The organism is Prosthecobacter sp. (genome assembly GCF_044232965.1).
Lineage (GTDB): Bacteria > Verrucomicrobiota > Verrucomicrobiia > Verrucomicrobiales > Verrucomicrobiaceae > Prosthecobacter.
Genome location: NZ_JBIIKX010000116.1, coordinates 1 through 11,699 on the forward strand (window position 1 = coordinate 1; position 11,699 = coordinate 11,699).

Annotated in this window: 10 protein-coding genes; 5 read left to right on the plus strand and 5 right to left on the minus strand. The window is 58.3% G+C overall.

What is annotated here, in order from left to right:
- The first annotated feature begins 37 nt into the window (after positions 1 to 37).
- From ACILSI_RS25700 to ACILSI_RS25720, 5 genes are read left to right on the plus strand one after another with little or no spacing between them, the layout of a single operon-like run.
- Complete coding sequence (locus ACILSI_RS25700; RefSeq protein ID WP_395724795.1) at positions 38 to 3,439, plus strand: Zn-binding domain-containing protein; 3,402 nt, start codon at positions 38 to 40, stop codon at positions 3,437 to 3,439.
- 5 nt (positions 3,440 to 3,444) lie between these two features.
- Positions 3,445 to 5,544, plus strand: coding sequence for a UvrD-helicase domain-containing protein (locus ACILSI_RS25705; protein WP_395724796.1), 2,100 nt, complete (start codon positions 3,445 to 3,447; stop codon positions 5,542 to 5,544).
- Positions 5,545 to 5,576: 32 nt separating this feature from the next.
- Entirely contained in the window at positions 5,577 to 6,095 is a 519-nt protein-coding gene (locus ACILSI_RS25710) for a hypothetical protein (RefSeq protein ID WP_395724787.1), read from the plus strand.
- A gap of 29 nt (positions 6,096 to 6,124) precedes the next feature.
- Positions 6,125 to 6,628 (plus strand): hypothetical protein, encoded by a 504-nt coding sequence (locus ACILSI_RS25715; RefSeq protein WP_395724788.1) that lies wholly within the window; start codon positions 6,125 to 6,127, stop codon positions 6,626 to 6,628.
- A 9-nt stretch (positions 6,629 to 6,637) separates the two neighbouring features.
- Complete coding sequence (locus ACILSI_RS25720) at positions 6,638 to 6,808, plus strand: hypothetical protein (protein WP_395724789.1); 171 nt, start codon at positions 6,638 to 6,640, stop codon at positions 6,806 to 6,808.
- 260 nt (positions 6,809 to 7,068) lie between these two features.
- Here ACILSI_RS25720 and ACILSI_RS25725 read toward each other — a convergent pair whose 3' ends face one another.
- The 5 genes from ACILSI_RS25725 to ACILSI_RS25745 form a co-directional block, all read right to left on the minus strand.
- On the minus strand, positions 7,069 to 7,728 hold the full coding sequence (locus ACILSI_RS25725) for a transposase (protein WP_395724790.1): 660 nt from the start codon (positions 7,726 to 7,728) through the stop codon (positions 7,069 to 7,071).
- An 89-nt stretch (positions 7,729 to 7,817) separates the two neighbouring features.
- Complete coding sequence (locus ACILSI_RS25730) at positions 7,818 to 9,851, minus strand: BatA domain-containing protein (protein ID WP_395724791.1); 2,034 nt, start codon at positions 9,849 to 9,851, stop codon at positions 7,818 to 7,820.
- A gap of 32 nt (positions 9,852 to 9,883) precedes the next feature.
- Entirely contained in the window at positions 9,884 to 10,774 is an 891-nt protein-coding gene (locus ACILSI_RS25735) for a DUF58 domain-containing protein (RefSeq protein WP_395724792.1), read from the minus strand.
- On the minus strand, positions 10,774 to 11,151 hold the full coding sequence (locus ACILSI_RS25740) for a hypothetical protein (RefSeq protein WP_395724793.1): 378 nt from the start codon (positions 11,149 to 11,151) through the stop codon (positions 10,774 to 10,776). Before ACILSI_RS25740 ends, ACILSI_RS25735 begins: the two co-directional genes overlap by 1 nt.
- A 7-nt stretch (positions 11,152 to 11,158) precedes the next feature.
- Positions 11,159 to 11,699, minus strand: a 541-nt coding sequence (locus tag ACILSI_RS25745; RefSeq protein WP_395724794.1) for an AAA family ATPase, incomplete at its 5' end; no start/stop codon positions are given.

An 11,699-nucleotide genomic window follows, 5' to 3' on the forward strand; every position in this document is an offset into this window, starting at 1 on the left:
TGACTTACGCCGCGTTTTTTCCGCCGAGCACACCGGCATGCTGGACCGAGATCAGCGTGAGGCGCTGGAACAACGCTTCAAGGACAAACAACCGCATCCCTGGTATGAGAACCTGCTCTCCGCCACTCCAACCCTGGAGATGGGGGTGGACATTGGCGATCTGTCTTCGGTCATGCTTTGCTCCGTTCCGCCCAACCAGGCCAGCTACCTTCAGCGCATCGGACGGGCAGGCAGGCGTGACGGCAATGCCTTCACCTCCACCCTCGCCGATGGAGTCAGTCCTCATGACCTCTACTTCTTTGAGGACACCCAAGAGATGCTCAGTGGTGAGGTCACGCCACCGGGTATCTTCCTGAAGGCACCCGAAGTGCTGCGCCGGCAACTCTTCGCCTTCTGCCTTGATCATTGGGTGGGCTCGGGGATCAAGGAAACCGCGCTACCCGACCACACCAGAGACGCTCTAGACGCACGAGACAGCGCCGATCAGAACCGTTTTCCCTACACCTTCCTCAACTACATCCATGAGCACGAGGATGTCTTGCTTGAGGAGTTCAAGACGCTGCTCGGCACTGATCTCGACGACCGTGTGAGAGAGCGTCTGGATCAGTTCATGCGTGGCACCGAGCAGGATGACGCCCTGAGAATCCGCCTGAGCAAGCTGCTCGATGAACTTTCTAAGGAGCGTGCCTCACATAAAAATCGGGCGGAAGAAATCAAAAAGCGAATCAAAGCCCTCAAAGCATTGCCACAAGATGATGCCACCCGTGATGACATCGACTTGATCGAAAGAGAGCGGCAGAAAGCCATGGGGATGGCCAAGGAAATCAATCAACGGGATCTGCTCAACACCCTGACCGATGCCGGACTGATTCCCAACTACGCCTTTCCGGAGGCCGGGGTCGAACTCAAGTCCCTGCTCTGGCGCAAAAAATCCAGCGATGACCCTGACGATGCCGGGGCCTACATTTCACTGCCTGCGGAGCGTTACGAAAGACCCGCCCAATCCGCCCTGTCAGAGTTCGCACCGGAGAATATTTTCTACGCCAATCAGCGCCGTGTGGAGGTGGACCAGATCAACATGGAACTCTCCACCTTGGAGACGTGGCGCATGTGCCCCACCTGCCATCACATGCGCAATCTGGAGATCCACGCGGATGCCGATGGAGCCTGCCCCAAGTGCGGGGATGCCATGTGGTCCAACGTTTCCCAGAAGCGTCAATTGCTCCGCTTCAAGCAAGCCATCGCCAACAGCGACGATACCAAGGTCCGCATCGACGATAGCGCCGAAGACCGAGAGCCCAAGTTTTATGTCCGCCAGATGATGACGGACTTTGATCCATCCGACGTCAGGGAAGCCTATCAACTCAAGGCGTCCGACACGCCCTTCGGCTTTGAGTTCATCGAACGCGTCGTTTTTCGCGACATCAACTTTGGTGAACCCACCAAACCTGGTGACACCTACGCAGTCGCCGGTCTGCAGAAGCCAAGACCTGGTTTCAAGCTCTGCAAGCACTGCGGACAGGTTCAACGCCCCCCCCGCAATGAGAAGGAGCGCGCCAAGGTCCAGCTTCACGCCTTTGACTGCTCCCAAAGAGAGTCCGATGATCCGGAGACTCTGGCAGACTGCCTCTATCTCTACCGTGAGTTCGCCTCCGAGGCCCTCCGCATTCTGGTGCCGTTCACCAAGTCGGGCATGGATGAAGTGTCGGTGCAATCATTCATGGCAGCCCTTCAAATCGGGCTCAAAAAGCGTTTCGGCGGCAAAGTGGATCATCTGCGCATGGTGACGCAAGAGGTGAAGGACGCCGACGGTGGTGCCAGCCGGTACTATGTGCTGCTTTACGATTCAGTTCCCGGTGGAACAGGCTACTTGCACGAACTCCTGGCCGATGGTGCGAAGACCCTTGCGGCGCTGCTCCGACTAGCTCTGGAACATGTTCGCGGGTGTTCGTGCAACGCACACGCCGAGAAGGACGGCTGCTACCGCTGTGTCTATCAGCATCGTCTTGGCAAGGCCATGGAACTGGTTTCACGAGATCGTGCCCGTTCGATCCTTGAAGAATTGGTAACCAACCTCGACCACCTCGAAAAGGTCTCGTCGATTGCAGACATTTTCGTGAACCCCAACTTCGATTCGGAGTTGGAGGCCAAATTCATTGAGAGCCTCCGTCGCATCGGTGGAAAAGGGGGGCTGCCCTTTGTTCGCCTGGTTCAGGACGTTGTGCAAGGGAAGTCGGGTTACCTGCTGGAGGCCGGAGAACAACGTTACTGGGTGGAGCCGCAGGTCGAACTCAATCACAACGATGGCATTCAGGCTGCATGTAAGCCGGACTTTGTCCTCTGGCCGGCTAAAGGGGGCTCACATAGAAAACCCATCGCCATCTTTTGCGATGGGTGGGCCTATCACCAAGCCATCGCCCAGAACGATGCCGCCAAGCGCAATGCCTTGGTGGCTAGCGGCAAGTTTTGGGTCTGGTCGGTGACCTGGGAGGATGTGATGGCAGCAATGGAGGGCAAGCCGGAAACGACCCTCAACGACTGTCTTCAGGGTATGGCGATGAGCCCGCTGCCTCCGCCACTTGCCGCAATGGTCGAAGATGCGATGTGGGGCTATAACGGAGTGGCTGGGCTCGTTCGGTGGCTGGCCACACCAGCCGGGACCGAGACTGACGCCTATGCACGTAGAATGGCTCGCCACTCTGGCGCGACCGCCTTCCGCATGCTGCCTCACCCCACCAAACCCGAGTTGGCGGATGCACGCAGTCAGTTGGCCCAGTTTTGGGGGGCGCTCGGAGAGTTGCCTTGCGAGCGACCTGAGCCATCCGTCGCCGCAGGAAACACCAATGAACGGACTGTCACGATTCGATACTGGTGGTCACCTGCTTTGCAGAATCCAACAGCACACCCGCCCCGTAGCCCGGGCTTCATCGTCTTGGATGAACTCGCTGCCGAAAGCGAGCCTGAGCGGCACCTCGGCTGGCGTCGCTGGCTGTGGCTCTTCAATGCGTTTCAAACTCTCCCTGGAGTCCTTCTCGCGACCCGCACCGGATTGGACGCTGGAGACTACAACGCCGTCCATTTCGCCGACGGAGCCGGTCCAGCCTCAGGTGGTGGACAGGCGGCTCATGCAGGAGGCTGGGATGAAGTCATTTCTCAGGCAATGGAATCCTTGTCGGAAGGATTGCTCGCACTGAAGGAAGCAGGTCTTCCCATTCCTGACGAGGTGGGCTTCGAACTGGCCATCAACGGCGATGTCATCGCCGAATGCGAGTTGGCCTGGACAAAACCAAAACTTGTCCTGCTCATGGGGCATCACGCTGACTTCCAAACCACTTGGAGCAGCAGGGGATGGACCACCGTCACAACCGATGAAGGATGGCCCGCTCGCTTGCACCAGCATCTAAACCAGCCAACCGCCGGCAGCAGCGCTACAAACTAAAAACAATCTTTATGAAGCCCAAAGTCGCCCTCGCGCAGGACTTTCTGTCCAACCTCTCCAGCCTGCCTTCCAACGTCCAAGCCAAGGTCCTCAAGTGGGCGCTGCGCTTCCAGACTGATCCCACCGCGAGCAGCATTAATTACGAGACTATTCGCGAGGCCCGTGACAAAAACCTGCGTTCCGTTCGCATTGACCAGGACTGGAGGGGGATCGTCTTCAAACCGATCAAGGGAGACGTCTATGTGCTCATGTACGTAGACAAACATGATGACGCTTACAGGTGGGCCGAAAACCGTCGGGTAGCCATCAATCCTGTGACCGGAGCCATGCAGGTCTTTGCCGTAGAAAGTTTAATCGAGCCTGCTCTGGAACAGGTAAGGCACGAAGCAGCGGAAACGACGCCCAAGGAAAAGGTCAAGTCTGGCACCAAACCTTCCGCTCAACCTGAGCCTTTCTACGAGACTCTGTCCGACCAGGAGTTGATCAGCATCGGCACGCCCGAAGATATTATTGCCCAAGTGCGCACCATTCGGACTGAGGCCGAACTTGATGCGATGCAACAGTTCTTGCCGGTCGAAGCTTATGAGGGACTCTTTCTCATCGCTGCCGGGGATACGGTTTCAGATGTCCTACAGTCTCGCGAGACAAGGGTCGACAAGCCAATCGATACTGAAGACTTCGCTGCAGCTATCGAGACGGCAGAGTCACAAGCGCGCTTCGTGGTGATCGATGACAACGAGACAATGGCGGCCATTCTCAACGCTCCATTGGCGCAGTGGCGGGTCTTTCTTCATCCGACTCAGCGCAAACTCGCTCAGTCTGACCGAAGCGGTCCCATGCGGGTGCTCGGAGGTGCCGGAACTGGGAAAACGGTCCTTGCTATGCACCGTGCCAAGTGGCTCGCCGACAACCGTGCCAGAGCACAGAGCAGGGTTTTTGTGACCACTTTCACCAAGAACCTGGCTCAAGACATCGAGGACAATCTCAAGACTCTATGCAGTCAGGCTACCATGCAAAAGATAGAGGTGCAAAACCTTGATGCATGGGTCCACGCCTACCTTCGAAAAAACAAATACGAATACACCATCATCTTCAACCGCAAGCAGGGGCCGGCGGCTGAGGCTTGGGGTCTGGCACTCTCTCTTGCCGACTCGTCGTTGGGGCTTCCACCCGGGTTTTACGAGGAAGAATTCGAGCGCGTCATTTTGGCCCAAGGAGTGACCACTCGAGACGAATACAGGCAGGCGAAGCGCACAGGGCGTGGAACGGTGCTCACGCGAAGCAAGCGGGATGCAGTCTGGCCCGTTTTTGAGGAATACCGTGCCGCCTTAACTAGCCGCAAGCTCAAAGAGGTGGAAGACGCCTACCGAGACGCCGCAGCTCTGGTGCGCAAAAGTCCAACTTCGTTTTCCTCCATCCTCGTCGATGAAACACAGGACTTTGGACCTCAGGCCCTCAAACTGCTCCGGGCCATGGTGCCATCAGGCCCCAACGATCTCTTCTTCGTCGGTGACGGCCACCAGCGCATCTACAACCGTAACCGCGCTTCGATGAGCGCCTGCGGCATCGACATCAGAGGCAGAGCCCGCAAGCTTTATCTCAACTACCGCACCACAGAAGAAATCCGGAAGGTTGCCGTGGCCATGCTTGAGGGCTGTGAGGTCGATGACTTGGACGATGGATCAGACGAGGTGAAAAAATACAAATCTGTGTCTCGAGGGCCGAAGCCCCGGGTGCTGGAAGTTCCGCACAACGAGGACGCCTTTGCTCAGGCAACTGTCATCGTTGGTGAAGCATTGATGGCAGTTCGATCCATCTGCGTGATGGTCACCACCAAAAATGAAGCAGCGGAAGTCCATGCGACACTCAAGAAAGCGGGGCTGGAGGCGAGTATTATCGGGCCAAACGAACGCGACCGCGCCGACTCCAAGGCCGCACGAGTAGCAACAATGCATCGGGCTAAGGGACTAGAGTTCGACGAGGTTGTCCTCATCGTTCCCAGTTCGCGGTCCCACAATACATCAGGAGTTAGTGACCAGCAGAAACTTCATTACGTCGCTATAACAAGAGCCAAAAAGATGGCCACAGTATTCCGTTGCCGGTGATATTAACCAAAAGTTGAGCCACAAAATAGGTTATGCAAACCTTCGCCGATCTCGCCAAAGCTCTGAACCGGTCCACGGTTTATATCTCCGGCCTGCAGTCACGCTTTGAGTTGCCGGTGATCGACGGCGCGGGCTACTCGGAGGCCTATCTCGCCATTCTCCAGACGGTGGTTCATCTGCGCACGCTCTCGATCACCGAAGAAACACTGCGAGATCTCTGGCACATCGAGAAGAAGCTCTTGGTGCTGCTCCATGCCGACTCCACCGGATCACCCACCTGGTTTCTCGATTCCTGTGGTGCCACCACCAGTTCCAAGCGTCGCCTGCTCCTGACCAACTACGAACTCGGTGCCGAGGTCCATGGCAAAGGCGTGCAGTTGGGCCTCAACTTCGCCGACACCGCCCCAGAACTCTTTGCCGGACAGGAGATGGGTGAAGACGCCCTGCGTGTGCTGAACGACTACCGCAAACTCCACGCCCGCATCACCGCCGGCGTGAAAGCTGAACTGCCGCAGGTGAGTGAAGCCGTGGCATGGGCAAAGCGGATTTGAATTGAGCGCAGAATGGGCCAGTGACAGCCATGTCCGACCTCATCTGTTATCAATTCAGCCGTGACCTTGTGGAGATTGGCGACGCCAAGAATTTTCATGCGCGATTCGGCAAGCAACGGCTGCCAGTGGGGAAGCAACTCGGGGCCATGATGAACAGCCTAGCGCTGATGATCGAAGGCTATGACGATGATCCACGGGAAATCTACGCCATCCCGGAAGTCAGGACGTTTTATCAGCAGCTTTGGCGGCGCTGGCCCTACTGGCTCTATTTCTGCAATCTGGACACCGAAAACCTCATGATGATGGTGATGTGCTGCCTGGACTCGCTGGACGCCCTGAAGGTAAAAGGCCAGGAACAAGTCAAGGTGACCATCAGCCCATTGGCGGTCGTGCAGTTCATCAGTGATGGCTTTGTGCCGATGAACGAAATGTGTGAGCGTGCCGGAATGAGCGAGCGCCACATCTTCGAGCGAACCAAGGCTGTGTTCGAGTATTTCAATCTGCCTTTTGATGCGGGTCCACCCCCGAGGTAATCTCAGCCAATGCCATCCGTCCTCGATCCCCTCATTGCCGAAGCCACCCGCTACGCCCACGTCACCATGAAGCAGAGCGGTTGCCTCGCTCCAATCATGATGGCGGCGACAGATCAGGGCATCATACTCTTCAGCCCGGACATCGTGATCGGTTCAACTCATAGCGTTATGAAGACCTAGATACATGACAAAACATGACAACTCACGCTCACCACACTGCGAAATCATGCATCTGCACCCGCGATTCCCTTTGCAGGAAAGCTTGGAGATACGAGGGTTTACGCACAGCACTCATGACACCATCACCCGCACAGTCCCCTGTGCGGGCGTGGCAGGCTCCTGGTGGACTTCGCGCAGAAGGTCTTCGCACAGGGACAGCATTGGGAGGATTCGGAGTCCTGGGTGTTTGCGGAGCGCCGCACAGAGGACTGTGCGGACCACTATGGGGAAGTGCGCTGCCATAAGATAAACTCGTGAGGTTTGAGGCGGGCGGTGACGGGGTTCTTGGCGATGTAAGCCCGAAACTTGCCAAAAGAGGCTTCGTTGCGAACCAGATGGTCAAAACTTTCGTCCTGCCAAAACCGACCACTCCGGTTCAGAGCCTCATTGATCTGGATAGCGGTCCATTTCTTCCAGGATTCGACCTGCTTGAGCATGGCCTGACGTGGAAGACCTGCCACGAGCAAATGCACATGATTGGGCATGATGACGTAGTCGCCCAAGGTGTAGCGGGTGCCATCGAAGTGATGCAACGCATCGGCAACGAGCCGGGAGATGGCCGGATCACGCAGGATACAGTCACCGTGGCAGGCATCGAGTTCCTTTTCCAGAGTGAGGGCGAACTGGCGAAAGTCATCTCGTGCGACTTCGTCGAGCATTTCGAGGTCAAAGCGCCAATCCTTGGCAGTGGGATTGATGTCGTGGGCGAGCAGCCATGCATCGCGTCCCTCGCGCCAGCGCAGCCAGATGTCGCGAGGGATGGAGTCGGCGGTGCGCCAGGTAATGAAGTAGGTGGCGTTGGCTTGATCCCAGTGGGGAAGATGGCCGTGGGTGATGGTGACCTTCACAGCAGGATTGAAGAACTGGAAGGTGGTGGACATAGAGTGGTCCGCACAGTCCTGTGTGCGGTGTGTCGATGGGTATTGGGTGAGCTACAAAGAAGATGCGAGCATAGAAAGTGGCACTGGCATTATGCGGAGGTTTCTGGCGTGGCGGAGCGCCGCACAGGGGACTGTGCGGACCACTTTAGACGTCCAGCAATGGCTGTTTCGAGCAAAAGGACGGCCAAAAGAGTGACCAAGAACCACCACCAGAGATTTTGGCGTTGTTCGGTGTCGGTGGCGGTGAGGCGCTGGTCAGTGGTTTCGCTCGCCGCGCCGGTATCGGAGGCCGTGGAGAGATTGATGCCATATTCGGCGAGCTTTTGCGGCTCCAAGGGCAGGACGCGGCCTTCGTCGGGCGGGAGATTGATGGCGAAGGTTTGAGTGAGGGAGGTGCTTTGTGCCTTATGGAGGCCGATTTGGGCCGAGGTGAAGGTTTCGCCGGGTTTGAGGCTGAGCGTCTTGTTTTCGGGATCGGTGATGGTGTGAGCCTGTGAGGCGTCGAGCGGCAACGAATCGCCGACGAGCAACGTGGCAGCGGGATCGTGGCTGAAACCGGCGGCGGCGAGCCAGCCGTAGAGGAGCGGGACGAATTTCGTGCTGAGGGCGAACTGGCTGTCGCCGGGATGCCAGCCGGAGGCGAGGACGATGAGCGTGCCTTTGCCAATGCGAGCGCTGAGGATGGCGGGATGGCCGTTGTCGAAGGTGGCGAGGGTTTCGAGCGATGGATTGGCCGTTTTGATCTCGATGTGGCGATGCTTCCAGAAGCGGAGCTTGGTGAAGTCGCGCAATTTGGGATCGGCGAAGGGTTTCAGTAATGGGTGCTCGGTTTTGACGTCGGCGAGCATGCGATACTCGTCGCTGGTATCGGCGGTGACGGTGAGGTCGAGACCGGTGAGTGTTTTGAGCAAAGTGGCGTCCGAAGGCACGGTGACGAGAAACCCGCCGCGCTCGATGTAGTCGCGCAGGCCGTCTGCGGGGGCGCTGCCGACGATGAAGAGGATGTCGGCGGGTTGTGCGGGCAGTTTTTCGTCGGCGGTGAGCACCGGCGCGAGCGTGGCAGTAGACTGGAGGGCGCGGGCGAGGTAATAGAGCGGCGCGGAAGCTTCATCGCGAGTGGCGTCTTTGCCGAGGAAGTGGATGCGCACGGTGCGCGGCTGCGGCGGGGCGATGAAGATGCGGTTGTCGAAGTCGTGGGTGTCGCCGGCGAGGGTGAGCGTGGTGGCGTTCGTCGAATTTGGCGGTGCGGTGAGGATGCGGGAGGCTCCGGGCGGGATCTGTGCGGTGATGGCGTCGGATTTCGGCGCATCCTTCCAGGCGAGGTTGAAATCGCGAAGGGCGGAGTCGCGGGTGTTGGAGAGACGGATTCGGACGAGGGCGTCCGCGCTCCGGTCGTCCTCGCGAGCGGCGAGAGCGATGCTGAGGTTGTCGTTCGTGGCGGAATCGAGGCGGTGGATGCTCAGCGTGAGTTCGGCGGGCCAGGCGATGGTGCGAAGGGCGTCGAGCTTGGTGCCTTCTTGAAGATCGGAGATGAGATGGATGCGCTTTTTGAGCGAGGTCGTGCTGGAATCAAAACTCGGCACGGCGGCGATGAGAGCGCGGTCGAGCTGCGTGGCGTTCCAAGTGGGCGTGAGGGCAGCGAGTCGTGTTTGTATGGCCGTGAGTCGGTTCGCGGGTGTGTTGCGATCTTCCTCAAAACTCCACACGGTCGTGAGTTCGCGATCAAAGACGGCGAGCGCGATGCGGTCGGTAAGTTTGGCGGCTTTGAGCTGCTTTTCGGCTTCGGCGATGGCTTGTTTCCAAAGATCAGCGCGGCGCATCGAGGCGCTGCGGTCAAGGAGGATGAGCGTGGCGATGTTAGGCGATGCGGCAGCGGTGGATTCGCTCTGGATGAAGGGCCGCGAGAACATCAGCGCGAGCAGGATGAGCGCGAGGCAACGGACGAGAAGCAGCAACCAGTTTTCGAGGCGGCGTTTACTAACAGGCACGGGCGTCTGCGCGTCGAGGAAAAGCAGCGAGCTGAACTCCACGCGATCCTGCGGCGGCCTGCGGCGTAGATGCAGCAGGATCGGTGCGATGATCGCGGCGGCACCGGCGAGGTAGAGTGGAAAGAGCCAGTTCATGCGGCAGCGCGAGGGGCGGAAGATTTGGAGGCCTACTTGCGCTGACGGGCGCTGAGGAAGTCGAAGAGCACTTCCTCCAAGGGATGGTCGGTGGGGCAGAAGTGGTATTCGACGTTGTGGCGGTCGGTGGCGGCCTGAATCGTGTCGCGATGGGCTTGGAGGCGCTTGAGGTAAGTCTCGCGGGCGATTTGAGGGTCGATGAAACGCTCAGCACCCGTTTCGGCATCGCGGAAGTGGGCGGATTTTTCGAAGGTGAAGTCGATCTCGGCGCGATCCATGAGATGAAAGAGCACGAGGTCGTGTCCCATCGCGCCAAGGAGGGCGAGCTGCTTCTCCAAGTGCTCGATAGGCGCGAGGAGATCGGTGATGAGGCAGATCATACCGCGTTTGCGCAGCAGATCCGCCAACTGCCCGACTGAAAGATCGAGCGAGGTGCCTGCGGCCTTTGCAGGGCGCTCCAGCTCGGTGATGATGCGTCGCAGATGGCCTGGACGATTACGCGGCGGCAGATGTTCCTCAATGCCATCGGCGAAGGTAGTCAGTCCGGCCGCATCGCCCTGTTTCATGAGAAACGACGCGAGCGTGGCGGCCAATGTGGCCGCGTAATCGGCCTTGGTATAGCCCTGCGAGCCGTACTTCATCGACTTGCTGTGATCGATGACGAGCTGGCAGCGCAGGTTCGTCTCATCCTCGAATTTCTTGATGTAAGTGCGGTCGCTGCGGGCGAGCACTTTCCAGTCGATGTAGCGCGGGTCGTCGCCCTGGACGTAGGCGCGGTACTCGCTGAACTCGACCGAGAAGCCGTGGTAAGGACTGCGATGCATGCCTTTCCAGAGGCCTTCGACGACGACCTTCGCGCGCAATTCGAGCGATTTGATGCGCATGAGTGCCGCTGGATCGAGGAAGGTGGTGGATGGACTCATCAGACCAAAGAAGGCAAGTTTGTGGATTCACTGATGGCTTTCAGAGATCTAATAATTTCCTCACGAAGAAAGATCCTGAGCTTGTCTTTATCCAAAAGCACTTCGCGCAATTCGGACATCGCTCTCATTGAGGCAGTGGGTAGTTCTCGTTGAGCCTTATCAACCGTCTTGATTTCAACTTCATCGGCAGACAAAGCGCCAAATCGAATCACATGATGAATTGTGTCAAATGGCTGACTGGCAAGCCATCGGCGTTCTTTAATGAGCTGATCGAACTCTTCATTCAACTCCCGGAAGATTGGGTGGAACCAACGACCAAATCTGCCTTGCACAGTGCCACAGGCTCCTAAGAGCAGCGCTTTTCCGTGAGTGTTCATAACGAAATTATGCCTTCACCGTCTCCAGCAGCTTCGCGATCACCTTTTCCACCGTCACGCCTTCCGCTTCGGCTTTGTAGTTCACGAGGATGCGGTGGCGCAGCACGGGCAAAGCCATGGCGCGGATGTCGTCGGCAGTGACGTGGGTGCGGTTGTGGAGGAGGCAGCGGGTTTTGGCACCGAGGACGAGGTTTTGACTGGCGCGGGTGCCGGCGCCCCAACTGATCCACTGATTGACGAAGTCGGGCACGCCGTCGCGGCCAGGACGAGAGGCGGCGGAGAGGCGCACGGCGTAGCGGGCGACGTCTTCGGCGATGGGGACTTTGCGGACGACTTGCTGGAAGGCGAGGAGTTGCTCGCCGGTGAAGAGGTGCTGCACTGGCTCGCCTTTGCCGCTGGTGGTGCGGGTGACGACGGTGACTTCGTCGTCCTCGCTAAGGTAGTCGATAACGATGTTGAGCATGAAGCGGTCGAGCTGCGCCTCGGGGAGCGGGTAGGTGCCCTCCTGCTCGATGGGGTTCTGCGTGGCGAGCACGAAGAAAGGCTCG